Genomic DNA, 16836 nt, shown 5'->3' with positions numbered 1-16836 from the left:
CTCAGCCGGTCTTGGGAAGGTGGCGGTAGCGGTCTCGGGCGGCCGCGAGACGCTTGGCCGCCGTGGACTTGGGGCGCCTGGTCTCGCTGATCGCGTCGTCCAGTGAGACCTGGTCGGCGCCACCGCGAGACTTCATGAGGTTCAGCAGGTGCCGGGTCTCGGTCTCGGGGTCTCCCATCGGAAACACCGCGCCGGTCCCACTGGTCTCGGTCTCACCGGAGTTGGTCTCGCCGGTCCCGGTCGTGGTCCCGGTGGTCGCCCGTGTGCCGGTCCGGGTGGGAGTGGCGTTCGAGGTCTCGCCGGTCATGCCGGTCTCGCCGTGGTCCCGCGCTCCGGGGATGGTGTCGTTCGTGGTCTCTCCGGTCTCGCCGGACGGCAGCGCGAGCCGGTTTCCGGTCTCACGCATCCTCAACCCCGTCTCGGTCCCGGTCCCGGTCCCGCCGGTCTCAGTCCCGGTCCCGGTCTCGATGCGTTCGAGGGTGTAGGTCCCGGCCGTACCGATTTCCTGTGCGGCGAGACTGGGGAGACCAGCCGGAGTGAGACTGGCCGAGACCGGGACCACCCGGTAAGACCGCGGAAGCGGCACACCCTTGCGCACCGCCCGACGTGCCGCCTTGATCGTCCCCTTGCGGGAGAGTTCGGTCTCGGCCGCGGTCCACGCCCGGTCCAGCGTCGTGAGCCGGGAGTCCGTGATCGCGAGCGACCACGCGTTCCATGAATGCCGGGTGTAGCGGATCCAGCGCACCAGCCCGATCGAGGGCCGGGACGCGGCGACCTTGCCGTCGTCACGGAGCTTCCGGCGGTGCAGCAACGTCGCGTACAGCTCCCAGAGCACCATCCCCACAATGCTCATCGCCGCGAAAGCCACGGCCTTGGGAGTGGCGTTCCAGTAGCTCATCTGCTCGGTCCACACCTGGGCCTTCTCGTCCCACACCCGTGTGCCGGGCTCCGGCTTTCCGGAGGCGTGCCAGAAGTTCATGACGGCGGCCCCGACGGCGAAGACCCAGGTCGCGCCCCGGTAGAGGGTGCCCGCATCGCCGTCCCGGCGGGCCTGGTGGTACATCCACCCGACGAATGCGGTGGACAGCTCGAAGGCGGCGGCGAAGAGGATCGTCCACGGTTCGTGCCAGTCGAGGATGTCCTTGGCGAAGCCGGCCTGGCCGGTCCAGGCGACCGCCATCGGCGCCGTGATCGGAAGGATCACGAGCAGCCGCTCGGCGTTGACCAGAACGAACTTCTTGATCCGGTCAGCCATCGTCGGCTGCCCGGCACGGCGCTCATCGCGCGCCTGACGCGCCTTGTTCTTCCGCGCCTCCACCACGGTCCTACGCTCGTCGCGCGCGGCGTGCTTGAGGCGCTTGCGCTCCAGGCGCTGCTCGGTGCGGTCGGTGGCGCGCTTCATGCGCGCTGCCGCCTCGGCGACCAGTTCGTCGGCGGCTTTCAGCGTGACGGCCGCGTCGTCCTCCCGGGCCTGGGCCTCCTTCGCGGCTGCCTCGGCGGTCTTGACGTCGGCGTCTGCCCTCGACCGCGCGGACGCGAGGATCCGGTCGGCTTCCTCGCGGGCCGTACGGGCGAGGCGTCCGGCGTCCTCGGCGGCGGTCGCCCTCAGCCGGGCGATGTCCTCGTCCGCCAGGCGCCGTACCCGCGCCGCTTCCTGCCGGGCCGTCTGCTCGTCCCGGCCCGCGTCCTCACGGATCCGCGCAGCTTCGCTCTCCGCCTCCCGGCGCAGCTGGGTGATCTCGGCCTCGCCCCGGGCACGGACCGCGCCGGCCGCCGTCTCGGCGTCCGAACGGATCCGGTCGGCTTCCTCCTGCGCCTCCCCGGTAGACCGGGCGGCCTCTGCCCGCGCGGCCGCCAGCTGCTCTTGGGCGTCCGCGCGAAGCCCGGCCGCCTCCCGCTCAGCCTCCTCACGCAGACCAACAGCCTCCTGCCGCGCCTTTACCCGGAGCCCGTCGGCCTCCCGGCCGGCATCGGCGATCAGTAGCTCCGCCGACCGGTCAGCCGCGGCCCGGACCTCGGCGGCCTCGGCGGCCGCGCGCTCCACCAGGGCCGCGCACTCGCGCTCGGCGGTACCGCGGATCTGCTGCGCCTGCTCGCGGGCCCGGCGCTCGATCGCCGCGCTGATCCGCCCGGCCTCCGAGCGGTGCCGGGCGGCGAGGGCGCGGGATGCCGTACGGGTATCGCGCGCGTCCTGGCGGGCGGTGTCGCGCAGTTGCTGCGCGTCGCGGTCCGCGTCGGCCCGGATCCCGTCGGCGTCGGTGGTCGACTCGCGCAGACGCCGGCCAGCCTCGTCGATGACATCGTCGAGAACCTCGCGGGCCTGAGTATCAGCGGCGGCCCGGATCTGCCGGGCCTGACGGCCTGCCAGGGAGACGAGGTCCACCGCTCGCGTCTCAGCGTCCCGCCGCATCCGCCGGGCATCGCGGTGCGCGGACTCGGTGACGAGGTCGGCCATATCGGCGGCCCGGTCGCGGGCGTCCGCGACGGTCGCGTCGGCCTGCGGCCACCGCGTACTGATCTCGTCCTGCGTGACGTCCTGTTCGGTCGGCTCGTTGACGGGCACATCCGGCGGGGTCGACGCCTTGGCGCGCCCGTTGGGGCGGGGCTTCGCGGCCGGGGCGGCCTGGCGCCGGCGGCGGGTGGCGGTCTTGGGGGCCACGGGGTGTCCTCTCTGTACGTTCCGGCGCCTCCGTACAAGAGGGCACCGCGGGTCGGCGTCGGTCGGTAGGGTCGTGACCAGGCCCTCCGAGGCCCCGGCAGCTCTGATGCCGAGGACTCGGAGGGCCGTTCTGCTCGGTCAGCGCCAACGGGTCAGGCAGCCGACGATTCCTGGCCGGCAGGACCGTGAGTACGGGCCAGCCGGGCGCCCGCAGTCAGCAGGGCGGTGATGTCCGCGTGGGTACGGTGCTGCCGCTCCGACCAGGGCGTGGCGCGGGCGGAGTCCGATCCGGTGTGGGCCTGGACCACCAGGTCCAGGGCACAGCCCGCCACGTAGGCGGTGTCCGTGTCGCCGTGGCCACCGTCCTCCCCGACGTGGCGCAGGGCGGTGGCCAGGGTCCGGCACGGGTCGTTGTCGCTGTCGTCGCGGACGAACCGCAGCAGCGCCCGGAGCATCGCCTTGACCGTCATGGAGTCGTCGTCGGCCAGGTCCGCGCCGGTGGTGGACCAGTTCTTGCCGTAGTCGTAGGCGCGGACCCAGCCGTCTTTGTCGAGCAGGGCGATGGTGGCGTCCAGGTGACGGGCCACGGCCTCGCCGGAGGACTCTTCTCCGGACGGCCCGACCCACACCGGCAGGTACGCCTTGGCGGCGAGCTCTGCCGCCTTGCCCAGCGTCTCGTCGGTGAACACCGCAGCAGCGGCAGCAGCGGTAGGTGCGACGGTGTTTCGCGTCGTGGTCATACAGCCTCATCTCAAGTCGGATCCCGGACTGTCCGGCTCCCAGTCACCGCCCGACCCGGCCGCCGGGTTCGGCGGTCGGTGCGGGCGGATCAGGCAGCCGTCAGGCCGCGACCGCGGCGAGGGGCCGGTGCGGGGCGATGATCTGGCCGTCGGGGAGCAGCTCGCCGGTGTCCTCGAAGAGCAGGAGGCCGTTGCACAGCAGGCTCCAGCCCTGCTCCGGGTGAGCGGCCACGACGTGCGCGGCCTCGCGGTCCGGGCTGGCGGCCGACGGGCACGTCGGGGTGTGTGTGCACAGCGGGTCGGGCAGCGTGGTGCCGGTCGTCGCGGTGTCGAGCTGGGTGCTGCTACGCATGGGCTCTCCTGCGAGGGTGCGGGCCCGAGACTCTCCCGGGCTGGAGACGTGCGAAAGGCCGGCCGCCCGCGGTGCGGGCGACCGGCCCTGGAAGGTGCAGTGGGACGGGCAAAAACTGCCGACCGCTCCCGGACGACGGGAGCAACAGCGATCAGTTCTGATTCTGGGCGTCCCGTACGCGCTTCAGGTACGCGTCCTGCAATCGCGTGAACTCGGCGAACAGACTGCTGCCGACCGTGCATCGCTGGTCGTCCTGACACGCGAGGCACCGGTCCGCGTGCTGTTGGTAGGCGCCGCCGGCCTTCGTGTAGCGCTCGCGCAGACCCTCAGCCACGCGGATATACCGCGCCGACGGGACCGTAACGGCGGGCCAGGACAGCGGCGTCCAGGAGCAGCAGCTGCACCTGGTCCGCGAACCGTTCGTCGGCCGCCTCCCACGTCCGGTAGTTCGCGGGGGAGCGCGTTCCGGTCGCCACGAGCAGGTTCAGGATCCGCTCGATCGCGCAGAGCGTGTCGGTGCTGCGCCGGGTGTGGAGCAGCGCGTCGCGGATCCCCCGGGACTCGGAGGTGGAGGGGTTCCAGCCGTGGTGGGTGAGGTAGCGGGCCGCGTCTGTGGCGTGCCGGGCGATCTGTGCGCCGGAGAGCGGAGTGTCACCGGGGCCCCACCAGAGGCGGTATCCGCTCGGGTCGGTCCTCAGCGACCTGTCGTACGCGCGCTCCACCAGCTGCGCGCGCCCGGCGAGGTAGGTCTCGATGTCCGTGAGTAACGGCGCCTGTTCGGGGTTTTCCATGGGATGACTCCTCGTCATCGTTTCGGCGCCACCCGCTTCTCGGGGTGGCGAAGCGGCGCGTGGTCCGCGTGCTCTCCACCGTCCCCAGCCCGCCCCCGCGTAGGCCGGGGCGGGCTGGGGACGATGGGCTACACGGGGCTGCTGCGGTCGGTCTCCTCCGGCTGCGCCTGGAGGCGCGCGGTCTGGACAGCGACTTCCACCAGCGTCTCCTCCAGCGTCGACTGGAGATGAGGCTGCTGGGGCGTGTCCGGGGCCTGGTCAGTGTTACGAGGCACGGCACTCCTTGTCGGTGTGCGGAGGCGCCCCGGGCACACACCCGGGGCGGAGTGGATTTCTGCGACTCGGTGGCCAGCGTCCAACGCCCTGGCGGCCGCCACGAAGGCGGCCGCCAGGAGTACGCGGGCGAGCGGGTGGGTGACACCGAGCCGGGAGACCGCTCGGGCCGCGCGCTGTTGCGCGGCCCGAGCGGCCCGTATGGACGGAGTCGGGATCCGGGGCTCCTCGAGGCGTGGGCCCGGAGCTACTTCTGCTGCTCCGGGGCCTGATTGCCAGTGATCAGCTGCAGCTCGGGCAGGTCTGGGAGGCGGGCCCGGTGAACCAGTTGCCGCACTGATTGCACTGCCAGCCGCCCGAGTCTCCAGACGCCGTGATGGCCGGTCCGACGCCGTCGTGGACCGCGATGTGCGACTGTTCACTGCACCGGCACCGCCACCAGCCGCACACGCCACACGCGTCCTCGGCACCAGCCCGCGCGTTCCGACGGACGAGCGGTGGGATCGTCTCGCCCGGCGTCCGTCGCGGCAACGGCGGGGGCGGGGTGGGCTGCGACGGGGTGCCGAGCACGAGCGCGACCGGCCGGAGCCGGTTGTCGGTTTCGTCCCGCTCGAAGCCCTTGTCGTTGTCGCGCTTTTCCTCGTCCTCGAAGATCCCGGCACGGACCGTGCCGGGCATGTTCCGTAAGGAGGGGAGAAGGGGAGTGACGGCCATGATCGGCCGTGCGATCATCGTTCGCATCAGGCGTTGTCCTTTCAGGGTGCCTGGTTGCGGCGTCCGGGAGGTCAGAGTCCCGGACGCCGCGCTGCGTGGTGGTGCTGGGGCCGGCCGGTCCGGCGCCCATCACCGGCGCCGCGCCCCGAAGGCACGCGGTTCCGGCGAAAGGCGACGGTCAGCTGGCGAGGCGAACGGTCTCGGCGTTGGTCTTGCCGGTGCCGACCGTGCGGCTGATGAGCCGTGTGTTGTCGGGGAGTCCGCAGCGGGTCATCGGCCGTGGCGGCAGGCCTCGTACGGCGGGCGCTTCCACCCCGGAGGGCATCTCCCGGACGCGGTGCTCGGCCTCCATGTGCTGGGCAGCGGCCCGGTGGGCCAAGCCTTTCAGCACGAGCCACGCATCGTCCTGTTCGGGAAGGACCAGGAGCTGAGCGGCGAGGAGCCATGTCTCCTGGGTGATGTCGTCGGTATCGCCGATCGGGTCAGCTCCGGCCGAGGCCAGGGTGTCGGCGACGTGCGCGGCGAGGCGGGCAGAGTGGCGGGTGTAGAGGTCAACCAGCGTGAGACGCATGAGGACTCCGTAAGAGGTAGCAGGACAAGGGATTTCCGGGATTTCGAGGGTTCGACTGCCGTACGAGCAGCCACGGCCCCGGCCACCCCGCATCAAAGGGGCGGCCGGGGCCGTGATCGTTCGTAGAAGCGTCAGCCTCGTTCGGCGTCGCGCGCGTCCAGCTCAGACATGAACTCCTCGTACTCGGCCTGGTCCAACGCCTCGTACGCCGCGTGCATCTCCTCCAGCTCGGCCTGACGCTTCGCGTACGCGTCCATCCGAGCCTCGAGCTCGTCTTCCATGACGTCCTTCCTGATTTGTGTGAGGTGGCAGGGCCGGCGGCCGTGGTGCGTGCAGGCTGGTCAGGCCGGTGTCTTCAGCGGCAGGCCGGGGCCGCGGTAGTCGGAGACGGTCGGCCCGCTCGGCGTGCGCTGCTCGTCGGCGCGCTTCACAGCGGGACGGACCGCAGCCCACTCGCTCGCCCGCCGGACCGGCTGCTGAAGAGCGCGTCTGCGGTCGACGGTCCGCTGTTGCTGGTCCTGGCGGGCCTGGACCTGACGCAGTCGCGGTTCCTGGCGCAGGCGCCGTGCGTAGGCGTCGGCGAGACGTTCGCCGTCGATGCAATTCTTGCGGCCGGTGCACGCCGCGCAGGCCGCGCGGTGGGCGGCGTATGCCTGCCGGGTGGTCTCCGCGGTGGGCGGCGCGGGCACCAGCTGGCTGACGGCCGGGGCGGGCTCGGTGCGCTGGCGTTTGACGCGGGTGCCGTGACGGCTGCCGGTGTCAACGCCTTCGTCATTGAGCTTGGTCCGCGTTTTGGCGAGCTTGGCCTGCCACTGCTCGATGGTGATGTCGAGCGTGACGAGGCGCGCGCTGTTCGAGCATCGAGTGGTGCCGTCCGGTCGGTGGGGCCGGATCATCCGGCGCTTCAGGTGACGCCATGTGCCGCAACCGGGACAAAGGATCAAGCTGGGCGCGTTGTCGTGCAGGTCGAGATGCTGGGCGTCGATCGAGGTGGCGAGAAGAGGGGGAAGAGGGGACGGCTTCATAGTGGCTCCCGGAGGTGAGGTGGGGCGTGAGATGCGCACTCCGCCCGTCACGAGCGTCCCGTTGTCCTTGGAGGACATCGGTACGGCCGTGACGCGCAGGCAGCGCATCTGTCGCTGCGAATGTGAAAGCACCTGCTGTGCGGGGAGTTGGCCAAGGACCTTGGATCGTCACTCGGCACCACTGCCTGCACGGCGTGTGCATGCGCTGTGTCGCGGGGAGTCGGCCAAGGACCTCGGATCGTCACTCAGCGCCCACGAGTGGGCCCGCCCAGGGGCGGCGCATAACTCTCTGCCTACAGCGCTATTCAGTTCTCAAGAGAACGGCCGCTGCCTTTCGCCTCCCGCGTTCGCGGTCGGAGTCCGGGCGGTATAGGGGACCGATGTGGTTCCGGCTCCCTCATCCGGCGGCGTGCGAGACGTCGTCCGGGTGGGGGAGCCGGGTCCGTGAGGACCCGGCGGTGATCAGGCAGCGAGGACCGGCGGCGGCAGCGCGTCGAAGTCGCGGCCCTGGTTCTCCGAGCGGGCGGCAGCGGTCAGCAGGGCGGTAGTGGTGCCGAAGCGCAGGGCCGCGAGAAGCGCTGGCGAGGTCTGCTCACGGATCACCCGGCGAGCAGCGGCCGCGAGCCAGGACGGGATGCCGTCCTCCATACCGGTATCGGCGGCGAGCCGGAGCTGGCCGACCGCATCGGCCCACGCCATACGTGCGAACGTCTCAGCCTCGGGCCAGTCGATCTGGCTGAGACGGTTGTGCACGTAGGCCAGCAGCGGCGTCCTGACCTGCTCAAACACGGCGGCGGGACTGACAGCGGGGTAGCGGGTGACATTCATGGGGGTGGTGCTCCTTCCGGAAAGGACGGTGCAGAAGTCGGCTGGGCATAGCGGAACAGCGCAAAGCGGAGCGCCTGCAGCCACCTCGCTAACGAGGTAGGACGCGGATTCAGTACAGCTAACCTCGTTAGCGATGTCAAGTAGTACGTTAGCGAGGTAGGCTCTCAGGGTGGCTTCCGGGAAGATCAAGGCGTCCCAGCGCGGGCTCCGATAGCCAGCCGCCATAGGATCGCTAGCGAGGTAGGGAGACGTATGGCGGATAAGACAGGCGCGGAGCTGCCCAAATACCACCGAATCGCTGATGCGTTGAAGGCGGCCATTGAGGCTGGCGACTACAGTCCCGGTGACCGGCTGCCGGGCGAGAATGTGCTCGCCAAGCAGTACGGCGTAGCCACGCTCACGGCACGCCAGGCACTCAAAGTCCTGAGGAACGAGGGCCTCGTGGAGACGCGGAAGGGCGCTGGCTCGCGCGTGATCTCCTTTACTCCGATCCGCAGGCACGGCATCCAACGGCTCGCACGTGACCAGTGGGGCGGCGGCAAATCGATCTGGTCCGCCGATGAGGAACGGCCGGTGACCATCGACGTTCGAGTCGAGACAGTCGCTGCTCCCGCTCACATCTCTCGCATGCTTGGGCTCGCACAAGACGAGATGGCGTGTGCGCGATCGAGACGTTTCGTACTGGACGAACGACCCGTCATGCTTGCCACCTCGTACCTGCCATCGACGCTGGTCGAAGGCTCCGCGATCACTCGCGTCGATACTGGTGAAGGCGGTACCTACGCCCGGCTCTCTGAGCTCGGCTACGCGCCGGTTCACTTTCGTGAGGAAATCCGCAGCCGACTGCCCACGGCTGCTGAAGCCATGGGACTGTCGATGCCGGTGGAACGTCCCGTGTTCAAGCTGTGCCGAACGGCTTTCGCTGCTGATGGGCGCGTGGTGGAGGTGAACGAGATGACTCTCGACTCCGCCTCGTACGTCCTGGACTACGAGTTCGATGCCTAGGCGCTCGATCTCACTCACTGTTGCCCCCATCTGGCTGGCCGTCTTGTGGGGGCAATCACACCGGTCATAGCTTCAACGCAGAATCACAACGACTTGTCGAAGCTCGTGCGCATGGTCATTCACGGGTTTTCAACATCCGCGTACACATGAGATTTCGGGGTCTGGTTCTAGGCTCGCGATCATGGCGACTACGGAGGATCAAGGGGTGGGTAAGCACCACGTGGGGTGGCGGCCCGAGAAGCTGCGCGAGATGCGCGAAGCACATGGGCTGACGCTGGAGAAGGCTGGCGAGCGGCTCCGTGAGGTTGCCGAACAAGCGAAGCTCAAGGGGATTCCGGCCGCGAACCCGCAGACCCTCTGGCAGCACGAGCAAGGCGAGGTCTATCCAGGCCCGCACTACCGTCGTGCATACTGCCTGCTCTACCGAGGGACCGATCCGGAACTGGGGTTTCGGGCAGCGCTCCCCGGTGAGGACACCCAGTTCAAGCTCACGCCCATGAACGATCAGAGCAATGGTGCCCACGTTTTGGCCGTGGAGCGGGCAGTTCACCGCATCGCTCCAGGGACTGACACGGCCGATCACGTCGGGCTGCAGCAGCGGATCCTCGATGCGTGGAAGCGTCGGCACACTGGCGGTGACCCACACCGGCCCGTGCTGATTCTGGTCGGCGGTTTCGCTGGCTCGGGCAAGACTGAACTCGCGCGGTTCCTTACCCAGCTGACGGGCTGGCCTCTGTTGGACAAGGACCCCCAGACCAGGCCGCTCGTGGAGCGGCTGCTGGTCGCGCTTGGAGGGGACCCGAATGACCGGCACACCGAGCTGTATCGAACCGAGGTCCGGCCGGTGGAGTACGACTGCCTGATGCAGGCCGCTTACGCCAACATCCGCTGCGGGATCAGCACGGTCCTCTCAGCCCCGTTCATTGCGGAGATGACTGATCCGGGTTGGATGCAGCGGCTCACGAACAAGTGCGGGGCAAGGGGCGTGGACGTCTTTCCGATGTGGGTGCAATGCGATGAGGAATCGATGCGGGAGTACATCACCTTCCGCTCGGCTGCTCGCGACGCGTGGAAGCTCGCGCGGTGGGACGAGTACGTGGAGACAGTCAATCTGGAACTCCGGCCAGCCGTCCCGCACATGGTTGTCGACAACCGTCTCGGAGCAGCGGTGTCACTCGCAGATCAAGCTCGCCACGCGATCGGGGCGGTATACGGATGAGCCAGAAACAGGGCGTCATCCTGTACGGCCCACCAGGCGCGGGGAAGGACACCGTCACCCGGGCCCTGGCCGAACTCGATGCGCGATACGGCCAGTTCACTCGTCTCAAGATCGGGACGGGCAAAAGCACTGGCTACCGGATGGGCACGGCGGAGCAGTTGCGCGAACTGGAGGCGGCGGGCGACGTCGTCTACACGAACACGCGGTACGGCAACACCTACGTCATCGACCTGCCGGGCCTGAATGCTGCGTTCGCGGCCGGGGTGCCGGTGGTGCACCTCGGGCAGGTCGACGGCATCCGTGCCCTAGTCGGCGGCTACGCGGCCGACTGGACGGTGGTGCTGCTGTGGTGCCCGCGCGAGGTGACCGTGCAGCGGTCCCAGGGTCGGGGCGACAGCGACACCACAGCGCGCCTGACAGCGTGGGAGGCGACACGCGAGGATCTGGACGCGCACCCGGACATGGCATGGGGTCTGACCATGGACACCACAACAGCATCACCGCAGGAGGCGGCGCAGCTCATCGACCAGCTGCTGACGGGAGCAGCGACAGTATGAGCGCGGGCTACGGCTGGGCGAGTCGGTCCAGGGCATCGGTGAGCGTGAGCTCGCTGTCGTCCTTGACGTCGTACCACCGTGCCAGCGTGGACGCGGCCGCGCGCAACAGCTCCGGCGGGAGGCCGGCGGCCGCGAGCGTGTCGGCGGTTTCCTCCAGCTCCGGGCCCCAGCGCCACGCGCGCGCTGCGGCCTTGGCGACGTATTCCGGCTCCGCGAGGTACGAGTCGGTCCGCCGGGAGGCGACCTCAATGAGCTCCTGGTCGACGCCGTGCTCGCGCGCCATCCCGACCGCGAGCGCCACCAGCACGCGCGAGGTTTTCTGGTACGAGGCGTACGACAGCTTCAACGCTGACGCCTTCCCAACCTCCGTGCCCAACGTCCTCGTCACCACTGCGGTGCTCGCGAAGAGCGCCTCGATCCGCGCGACTGCGGCGACCGGACCAGACAGGTACAGCGTCGGCGTCTTGCCTCGTATGGGCGGGGAGCCGACAACGCCGCCGTCCACGACGGTCGCGTCCGGTTCAAGCAGCGCGGCGATCCGCTGCGTCCGCTGTGGGCTGATGGCATTCGCCTCCACGTACACCCCGTCGAAGCGGTGCCCGGCGACGTCGCGGGCGAGATCCTCGGCTGCGGCCGGCGGGCAGAGGCTGATGACGATGTCGCTCCGCTCCAGCAGCGCGGGCAGCGCGGCCACCGGCGTCAGGCTGAACTCTGCCGCGCGCCCTGCGGAGGCGGTGCTGCGCCCGGCCTCGCACCACAGGACCTCGGACGCGTTTGCCGCGGCGCAGGCGGCGACGGCAGCGCCCATGCTGCCGGGGTGGAGGATACCGACGGTTGGCTGGTCCACGGTGCTACTCCGAGGTCTCGTTGAGCAGGATGGTGATGGCGTCGGTGACGTCGTCGACAACGTGGTGCGCGGCGCCGAGGTCGTCCGGCCAAGGGCGACCGCGCAGCCAGATAGTGCGCAGGCCGGCCTGATGGCCGCCGCCGATGTCCCCGGCCGGGTTGTCGCCGACCATCCAGCCTCCGTCCGCGAGGTTCACACCGCAACGAGTGGCCGCGAGTTCGAAGAGGCGCAAGTCCGGCTTGCGGATCTCCAGGTCGCCCGAGACCGCGACGCCGTCGACCAGGTCGGCGAGGCCCGTCGCGGCGAGTTTGGCGCGCTGGATGTCGCCGGCGCCGTTGGTGATGATGCCGATCGTCCATGTGGCCGCGCGCAGATGGGCCAGGCCCTCGAGGACCTCCGGTCGGCAGGTAATGGCAGCCGCCATGAGGCTGACGTACTCCTGCCACAGCTGTGCGGCGGGCACTTCCAGGTCGAAGATTTCCCGCAGCCGGGCGAAGTCAGCAACGTTGGCGCGGTCGGTCAACTCGGTACGCAGCCACTGTTCGGCATCTGGAGCGAGGGCGTGGGAGCGGCCCAGGCTGGTCACGGCGTCGCTGAGCGCCGACTGCCGGTCGGCCAGCGTGCCGTCCAGATCGAAAAGTGCAAGTCCAGGCATGGTCCCGGACCCTACCGGGCGGCGAATGCAACGGTATTCACCACGACAGCATCCCTCAGGCGGAGATCAAATAGTGTATGTTTCAGAGATCCATCGATCATGAGAGGCTGCGCTATGCCCGACCCGGACCGCTTGAAGCAGGTAGATGCCCTGCTGGATGGCCTGGATGACGTCCTCCCACCGCCGTGCGTGCGCACGCAGCTGCGCCTCGCCGCAGGGCTTACCCAGCTGGACGTAGCGGAGGCCGTGGGCGTAAAGCGTCTTGCCGTTGTGCGTTGGGAGTTGGGAAAGAGCAACCCTCGGCGCCCACAACGAGATGCCTACATTCACCTGCTCAAACGGCTCACGGAGCGTTTCCCTGAGGCCGCCGAGCTGAACGAGGGCATGCCGACGCCGGCCTCCGGAGGGGGAACGGGATGACCTAGTGGCCATCGGCCGCGCGTCAAGAAGAAGTGGACTAGCCATCCCCTTCGGCCCCGCGCGACCCGTCTACCGCCTGGATTACCAGAGCGGTCCGCTCAGATCCCGGCTGTCACCGGTTCTGAGCTGCGGCTTATCAAGCCGCTCATTTCAACCGGCCCCTCATCAGGGCCATTGCAGCAACACCGGTCCCTAGCCAGGACCACAAGGGCCCCTTCTAGGTCCAGCAGTACCCGCCAGCCCCCGCCAAGGGGCTTGCGGTCGTTCCGAGGCCCCGCCAAGGGCTTCGAAACACCAGCACCAAAACCGTCACAACGGAAAGGAGATCCGCCTCTGGCCTTCGCACTGTCGCCCGCTCCTCCCGGAGGGGGCTAACAACGTCGTCTCCATCGGTCGCCCCTTCCGCAGTTGCGGGTGAGGTGCGGCCATGAATCGAACGGTGCTGTCGTCATGATGCACGATCTGGTGTCCCCCTGCCAGCGCGGGTCAGACCGTTTCACGTCGTTTGTGATGGTTCCGACCTCCCGCGTGGCGGGATTCTCACGTCCCCTTCGTCCGCTTCGCCTGGTTAGTCGGGAAGATTCATCAGCTGAGATCACCCCGCCGGGGTCCCATGTCGATCTCGGTCAACCTGCTGGTCCCGTCCCGTCGAGCGGAACGCATTTCAAGATTTTTGACCGTCCCATGGGAGCGGACGCTCTGATCTCGGGAGGGACTTGCGGGGCTAACCCCCCGGCGGCCGAGAGTGCCGCCATGATCGGTCTTCTCTCCTTCTCGTTCACGTCCTCTGTCCGCTGCTGTTGTGGCGGTAGGTCGGTGAGCAGGGTCGCGGCGTCTGCCGCCACCGCGGACCACTCCCTCTGGGAGTCCATCGACAACCCCGTCGACGAGGAGCCGCAGCGTCGGCTGCGCTCCGTGCCAGCGCGGGCCAATGCGTCGGGTGGCGGCGTTCGCGAGGGCGTCGTCCCGCGTGGCGGGACGCGTTTCAAGATTTCTGCCCGCCCGGCGGGAGCGGAACTCCCGATTGCGGGTTCCCGTCCTCTGTCCACAGGCATTCCGTCGGATGGTCGGCGGATGACGGATGAGAGCAGGGGTCAGAGCACGGGTCCCAGGGGTGTCCGGTCTGGCGTGTACACCAGGCCGATGACAAAGGCAGGGTCAGCTGGCGGTGGGCTGCAACGGTGCCTCCGCTTTCTTCTCGATGAACGACCACTGGCCGTTCGGCGCGGAGTACGGAGTTCCGGGTGGGACTGTCATCCACAGGGAGCCGTCGTCGGCGATGAGGAGCATTCCCTGCGCGTGGAGGGAATGAAGAGAGTCGCGGGCGTCGTCCTGCGTGACGCCCGTGGATTGGGCGAGCTGGGCGGCCAGGGCTGTGTCCTCGAGGATCAGGTCGAGTTGTCCGGCGGCGCCCAGCGGGACGTGCGGACCGTAGAGATTGCGGTAGTCCAACATCATGCGCATGGTGACGGCCTCGCCGGATTCGGGCCCGAACGCGTTGGTGACTTTGGCCATCACTTCGTCGTCCGTGCCGACCGGACGGTCCCAGTCCTGGTAGAAGGCGCCGGGCGGCTCCAAGTCGTACAGGGACTTGGGCTGCCGGGGGCGTGGGGTCCTCGCTGTGCGGGGGCCGATTCGCTGCGCAGCGGCGGTTCTGCGAGCGGACTCCCGGGCGCGGCGTTCTGCGGGATCCGTTTTTTTGCGTGCCATGGCCTTTGCAACGACGGGCCCTGCAACAAGTTCCCCTTCCTGCAGCTGGCGCGGGTGGGCTGGTGAGTGCCGTGGCGGCGTCGGCCGCCGTACTGCTCCCTGCCGCGCGTCCGTCGTTCGACGGCGGCACAGTCGACGTGCTGCCCGAGCTGTACGTGCCGGAGGCGAGCCAGTGGCTGTCGACGTCGGCGGGCCGCATCGCACCGGACGGCTACTCCTGGATGCAGGGGGTCCACTGGGTGGCCGGGTCCGGGCTCTACCGGCCGCGACGGCACAAGTCGCACGGACCGCGCTCCCTCGGGCCGACGACCGTGCGCGTCGCCCAGGAGCTCGCGCAGCTGTACCCGTGCCGTCCGGGGATCGCGTATCTGATGCGCCGCACCGGCCTGTCCGAGCGGTCGGTGGAGTACCACCTGGGGATGCTGCGGGAGGCCGGGCTGCTCGCGTACATCGTGCGGGGCACCCGGGTGCGCGGTGAGTCGGCGCAGGCGTCGGAGTTCGCGCGGATGATCCCGGTGGAGTTCGACCAGGCGCTGGGGATCCGCACGGTGCAGCGGGATGAGGACGCCCCTGCGCACACGCGCGCGATGACCGGGATCTCGGAGGCCGGCCGGGAGCTGATGGCGAAGCTGGCGAAGAAGGCATCACGGAAGGTGCGCAAGCCGCGCACGAAGAGGTCGGCGAAGGCCTCGGCGGGGGGTACCCGCAGGGGTGCTGACCAGGGCTCTGTGACGGCTGTTTCGGATGAGGTCCGTTGCACCCCAATGCAGGTCGGTACCTCAGCTCTTCCCACTGCGGGTACTACCTACGTCCCCCCTGAGAGCAAGCTCGCAAGCGGGGACACACCATCCCCCACTCCCCAGCAGCAAAAGCCCAAGGCCCGTAGGACCCTCAACAAAGTCGGACGCCGCCACCAACTCGCCACCGAACTCGCCGCCATCGCCCCCTGGTGCAGCCGCGCCTCCCGAAGCCGACTCTCATGGATCCTCCGCGACGTCGCCGACGCCGGATGGACAGCCCTCGAAGTCCAAGCCGTCGCAGAAGACCGAGGCCCCCTCACCGCCGCTGACGTTCGACGCCCCTCCGGGATGCTCGCCCACCGCCTCAAGGGCGCCCACCTGCTGTACACCACCAAGGCCCAGCGCAAGACCGCGGTCCTGGCCTGGCAGGAATCCCGGACGGCGGAACGCGCCCGCCACGACGGCTATCAGCAAGGCGTCACCAACGGGCGCCCGACCAGCCAGTCCGTACAGAACATCGTCCGGAACGCATTCGACCGGACCCGCGCCGCCCTCGCCGGCCCCGTGGACGACGCGGACTGCCACCTCATCGACACCACCACTCCCCAGACCATGCGACTCGAAGACCTGGACTCAGAGTTGGTCATCGCAATGCGACAGGACGCCGTCGACCCCGACGTCATCCTCTCCGCGCTCGCCACCGGCATGACCGAGACCGACGCCCGCCGCCTCTACACCCACCGCCTCGTCGACCAAGCCCTCACCCTCGACCGCCTCGCCAACCGCGACCTCACCCCCGCCTTCTGACCCCGGAGCGACTGACCATGACCGAACAGCAGACCGCATCCGGTGCCGACCTCGCCCGCCAGGCCCTCGCCGCCTGGCGCTCCACCGCCAACACGCGCCCCGGCACACACAAGCCCGTACGACGATCTCGCAGCCAGCGCACCGATGGCCGCGACCCCGTCGGCTTCGGTACCGTCCTCGCCCGCCTCAACACCGACCAGGACTGGCGCGTCTCCCTCGACGGCGGCAGCATCCTCGACCAGTGGGCCACCCTCTGCCCCCAGTACGCCGACACCATCCAACCCGTCGCCTACGACCCCGACCGCGGACGCCTCGACCTCCGTCCCTCCACCCAGGCCTACGCCGCACAACTCCGGCTCCTCGGCGGCCAGCTGGCCAAACAGATCAACGACAAACTCGACCGCCAGGTCGTACAGTCCATCCGCGTCCTGCCCGTCGGCACCATCACCCCCGCCACCGAGTCCCACCAGAAAACGGAACGGGCAGTTGCCGCACAGGAGCCCGTACGAACCCGCGAGACAGCCTCACCCGGCTACCGTCTCGCCCTCCAAGCCAACCGTGACCACAAGCCGGAGCCAGGCCCCACCAACCCGTTCCTCCGCGAAGCCATCACCGCCAGCGACCGCGTCCTCGCCGACCCATCCCGCCGAGAACCCGAGGAAGCATTCACCGAAGCCATCGCTGCCGCAGAACAAGCCGCCGCCGGCCAGTGCGTGAACAGCCTCGACGCCAGCCTCCGCGCCGCACGCGCCAGGGCCGCCCGCGAGCGTGCCCGCGAAGGCAAACCCGTGCGACGCCTCTTCGACACGGCGTGAACTACGGGCCGGACTCCCGTTGACCGCGCTCGTCCCGGCTCCAAACACCACCTGATGGTCGACCGCCACGGAACACCGCTCGCCGTCACGCTCACCGGCCTGCTTCCC

At 69.3% G+C, this 16836-nt stretch carries 20 protein-coding genes; 6 read left to right on the top strand and 14 right to left on the bottom strand.

Translation table 11 applies throughout. The features are described 5' to 3' along the window. Position 1 precedes the first annotated feature (1 nt). From ACIOJD_RS33815 to ACIOJD_RS33765, 11 genes are all read right to left on the bottom strand, one after another. Positions 2 to 2659, bottom strand: coding sequence for a hypothetical protein (locus ACIOJD_RS33815; protein ID WP_401920270.1), 2658 nt, complete (start codon positions 2657 to 2659; stop codon positions 2 to 4). Positions 2660 to 2811: 152 nt separating this feature from the next. After that, positions 2812 to 3399 (bottom strand): hypothetical protein, encoded by a 588-nt coding sequence (locus ACIOJD_RS33810; RefSeq protein ID WP_401920269.1) that lies wholly within the window; start codon positions 3397 to 3399, stop codon positions 2812 to 2814. A gap of 100 nt (positions 3400 to 3499) precedes the next feature. Further along, on the bottom strand, positions 3500 to 3694 hold the full coding sequence (locus ACIOJD_RS33805; RefSeq protein WP_401920363.1) for a DUF5999 family protein: 195 nt from the start codon (positions 3692 to 3694) through the stop codon (positions 3500 to 3502). 208 nt (positions 3695 to 3902) lie between these two features. Next, the gene (locus ACIOJD_RS33800) at positions 3903 to 4085 is read right to left on the bottom strand and encodes a hypothetical protein (RefSeq protein ID WP_401920267.1); all 183 of its coding nucleotides are present in this window, start codon (positions 4083 to 4085) and stop codon (positions 3903 to 3905) included. Further along, positions 4078 to 4542: a hypothetical protein gene (locus tag ACIOJD_RS33795; RefSeq protein WP_401920265.1), complete on the bottom strand. Its 465-nt coding sequence runs from the start codon at positions 4540 to 4542 to the stop codon at positions 4078 to 4080. The genes ACIOJD_RS33800 and ACIOJD_RS33795 overlap by 8 nt, the downstream gene beginning before the upstream one ends. Before the next feature lie 128 nt (positions 4543 to 4670). Next, positions 4671 to 4817 (bottom strand): hypothetical protein, encoded by a 147-nt coding sequence (locus tag ACIOJD_RS33790; RefSeq protein ID WP_401920263.1) that lies wholly within the window; start codon positions 4815 to 4817, stop codon positions 4671 to 4673. A 280-nt stretch (positions 4818 to 5097) separates the two neighbouring features. Next, positions 5098 to 5556 carry a hypothetical protein gene (locus ACIOJD_RS33785; protein ID WP_401920261.1) on the bottom strand — a complete coding sequence of 153 codons (459 nt, stop codon included), beginning with the start codon at positions 5554 to 5556 and terminating at the stop codon, positions 5098 to 5100. 151 nt (positions 5557 to 5707) lie between these two features. Further along, positions 5708 to 6100 carry a hypothetical protein gene (locus tag ACIOJD_RS33780; protein WP_401920259.1) on the bottom strand — a complete coding sequence of 131 codons (393 nt, stop codon included), beginning with the start codon at positions 6098 to 6100 and terminating at the stop codon, positions 5708 to 5710. A 131-nt stretch (positions 6101 to 6231) separates the two neighbouring features. Further along, positions 6232 to 6381 carry a hypothetical protein gene (locus ACIOJD_RS33775; RefSeq protein ID WP_401920257.1) on the bottom strand — a complete coding sequence of 50 codons (150 nt, stop codon included), beginning with the start codon at positions 6379 to 6381 and terminating at the stop codon, positions 6232 to 6234. Positions 6382 to 6441: 60 nt separating this feature from the next. Then, positions 6442 to 7125 (bottom strand): hypothetical protein, encoded by a 684-nt coding sequence (locus ACIOJD_RS33770; protein ID WP_401920255.1) that lies wholly within the window; start codon positions 7123 to 7125, stop codon positions 6442 to 6444. A 462-nt stretch (positions 7126 to 7587) separates the two neighbouring features. Continuing rightward, positions 7588 to 7953, bottom strand: a complete 366-nt coding sequence (locus ACIOJD_RS33765) for a hypothetical protein (protein WP_401920252.1) — start codon at positions 7951 to 7953, stop codon at positions 7588 to 7590. A gap of 252 nt (positions 7954 to 8205) precedes the next feature. Here ACIOJD_RS33765 and ACIOJD_RS33760 point away from each other — a divergent pair, with 252 nt between their 5' ends. From ACIOJD_RS33760 to ACIOJD_RS33750, 3 genes are all read left to right on the top strand, one after another. Continuing rightward, complete coding sequence (locus ACIOJD_RS33760; RefSeq protein ID WP_401920250.1) at positions 8206 to 8958, top strand: GntR family transcriptional regulator; 753 nt, start codon at positions 8206 to 8208, stop codon at positions 8956 to 8958. Positions 8959 to 9139: 181 nt separating this feature from the next. Beyond that, positions 9140 to 10177: an AAA family ATPase gene (locus ACIOJD_RS33755; protein WP_401920247.1), complete on the top strand. Its 1038-nt coding sequence runs from the start codon at positions 9140 to 9142 to the stop codon at positions 10175 to 10177. Further along, positions 10174 to 10734, top strand: a complete 561-nt coding sequence (locus ACIOJD_RS33750; protein ID WP_401920245.1) for a guanylate kinase — start codon at positions 10174 to 10176, stop codon at positions 10732 to 10734. Before ACIOJD_RS33755 ends, ACIOJD_RS33750 begins: the two co-directional genes overlap by 4 nt. A 7-nt stretch (positions 10735 to 10741) precedes the next feature. Here the strand turns inward: ACIOJD_RS33750 and ACIOJD_RS33745 are convergent, their stop codons facing one another. Further along, positions 10742 to 11581: a DUF1932 domain-containing protein gene (locus ACIOJD_RS33745; protein ID WP_401920243.1), complete on the bottom strand. Its 840-nt coding sequence runs from the start codon at positions 11579 to 11581 to the stop codon at positions 10742 to 10744. Between the two features lie 4 nt (positions 11582 to 11585). Beyond that, positions 11586 to 12236, bottom strand: a complete 651-nt coding sequence (locus ACIOJD_RS33740) for an HAD family hydrolase (RefSeq protein WP_401920241.1) — start codon at positions 12234 to 12236, stop codon at positions 11586 to 11588. Positions 12237 to 12335: 99 nt separating this feature from the next. Between ACIOJD_RS33740 and ACIOJD_RS33735 the strand changes: the two genes are divergently transcribed. Next, positions 12336 to 12656: a helix-turn-helix transcriptional regulator gene (locus ACIOJD_RS33735; RefSeq protein WP_401920238.1), complete on the top strand. Its 321-nt coding sequence runs from the start codon at positions 12336 to 12338 to the stop codon at positions 12654 to 12656. Positions 12657 to 13814: 1158 nt separating this feature from the next. Here ACIOJD_RS33735 and ACIOJD_RS33730 read toward each other — a convergent pair. Further along, positions 13815 to 14234, bottom strand: coding sequence for a hypothetical protein (locus tag ACIOJD_RS33730; protein WP_401920236.1), 420 nt, complete (start codon positions 14232 to 14234; stop codon positions 13815 to 13817). Between the two features lie 194 nt (positions 14235 to 14428). Here ACIOJD_RS33730 and ACIOJD_RS33725 point away from each other — a divergent pair, with 194 nt between their 5' ends. Together ACIOJD_RS33725 and ACIOJD_RS33720 are read left to right on the top strand one after the other, a co-directional pair. Continuing rightward, positions 14429 to 15913: a winged helix-turn-helix domain-containing protein gene (locus tag ACIOJD_RS33725; RefSeq protein ID WP_401920234.1), complete on the top strand. Its 1485-nt coding sequence runs from the start codon at positions 14429 to 14431 to the stop codon at positions 15911 to 15913. A gap of 17 nt (positions 15914 to 15930) precedes the next feature. Continuing rightward, a complete protein-coding gene (locus ACIOJD_RS33720) occupies positions 15931 to 16728 on the top strand; it encodes a DciA family protein (protein ID WP_401920232.1) in 798 nt (265 codons plus the stop codon). Positions 16729 to 16836 lie beyond the last annotated feature (108 nt).

It is taken from the genome of Streptomyces sp. NPDC088116 (genome assembly GCF_044741745.1).
GTDB lineage: Bacteria > Actinomycetota > Actinomycetes > Streptomycetales > Streptomycetaceae > Streptomyces.
This window is presented reverse-complemented; position numbering and strand designations above follow the sequence as displayed.

What these genes read in the sequence shown, in the direction of transcription:
- ACIOJD_RS33810 (WP_401920269.1), bottom strand. Translation starts at nt 3,399, where the DNA reads ATGACCACGACGCGAAACACCGTCGCACCTACCGCTGCTGCCGCTGCT.
- ACIOJD_RS33795 (WP_401920265.1), bottom strand. Translation starts at nt 4,542, where the DNA reads ATGGAAAACCCCGAACAGGCGCCGTTACTCACGGACATCGAGACCTAC.
- ACIOJD_RS33785 (WP_401920261.1), bottom strand. Translation starts at nt 5,556, where the DNA reads ATGCGAACGATGATCGCACGGCCGATCATGGCCGTCACTCCCCTTCTC.
- ACIOJD_RS33780 (WP_401920259.1), bottom strand. Translation starts at nt 6,100, where the DNA reads ATGCGTCTCACGCTGGTTGACCTCTACACCCGCCACTCTGCCCGCCTC.
- ACIOJD_RS33775 (WP_401920257.1), bottom strand. Translation starts at nt 6,381, where the DNA reads ATGGAAGACGAGCTCGAGGCTCGGATGGACGCGTACGCGAAGCGTCAG.
- ACIOJD_RS33770 (WP_401920255.1), bottom strand. Translation starts at nt 7,125, where the DNA reads ATGAAGCCGTCCCCTCTTCCCCCTCTTCTCGCCACCTCGATCGACGCC.
- ACIOJD_RS33765 (WP_401920252.1), bottom strand. Translation starts at nt 7,953, where the DNA reads ATGAATGTCACCCGCTACCCCGCTGTCAGTCCCGCCGCCGTGTTTGAG.
- ACIOJD_RS33760 (WP_401920250.1), top strand. Translation starts at nt 8,206, where the DNA reads ATGGCGGATAAGACAGGCGCGGAGCTGCCCAAATACCACCGAATCGCT.
- ACIOJD_RS33755 (WP_401920247.1), top strand. Translation starts at nt 9,140, where the DNA reads ATGGCGACTACGGAGGATCAAGGGGTGGGTAAGCACCACGTGGGGTGG.
- ACIOJD_RS33750 (WP_401920245.1), top strand. Translation starts at nt 10,174, where the DNA reads ATGAGCCAGAAACAGGGCGTCATCCTGTACGGCCCACCAGGCGCGGGG.
- ACIOJD_RS33740 (WP_401920241.1), bottom strand. Translation starts at nt 12,236, where the DNA reads ATGCCTGGACTTGCACTTTTCGATCTGGACGGCACGCTGGCCGACCGG.
- ACIOJD_RS33735 (WP_401920238.1), top strand. Translation starts at nt 12,336, where the DNA reads ATGAGAGGCTGCGCTATGCCCGACCCGGACCGCTTGAAGCAGGTAGAT.
- ACIOJD_RS33720 (WP_401920232.1), top strand. Translation starts at nt 15,931, where the DNA reads ATGACCGAACAGCAGACCGCATCCGGTGCCGACCTCGCCCGCCAGGCC.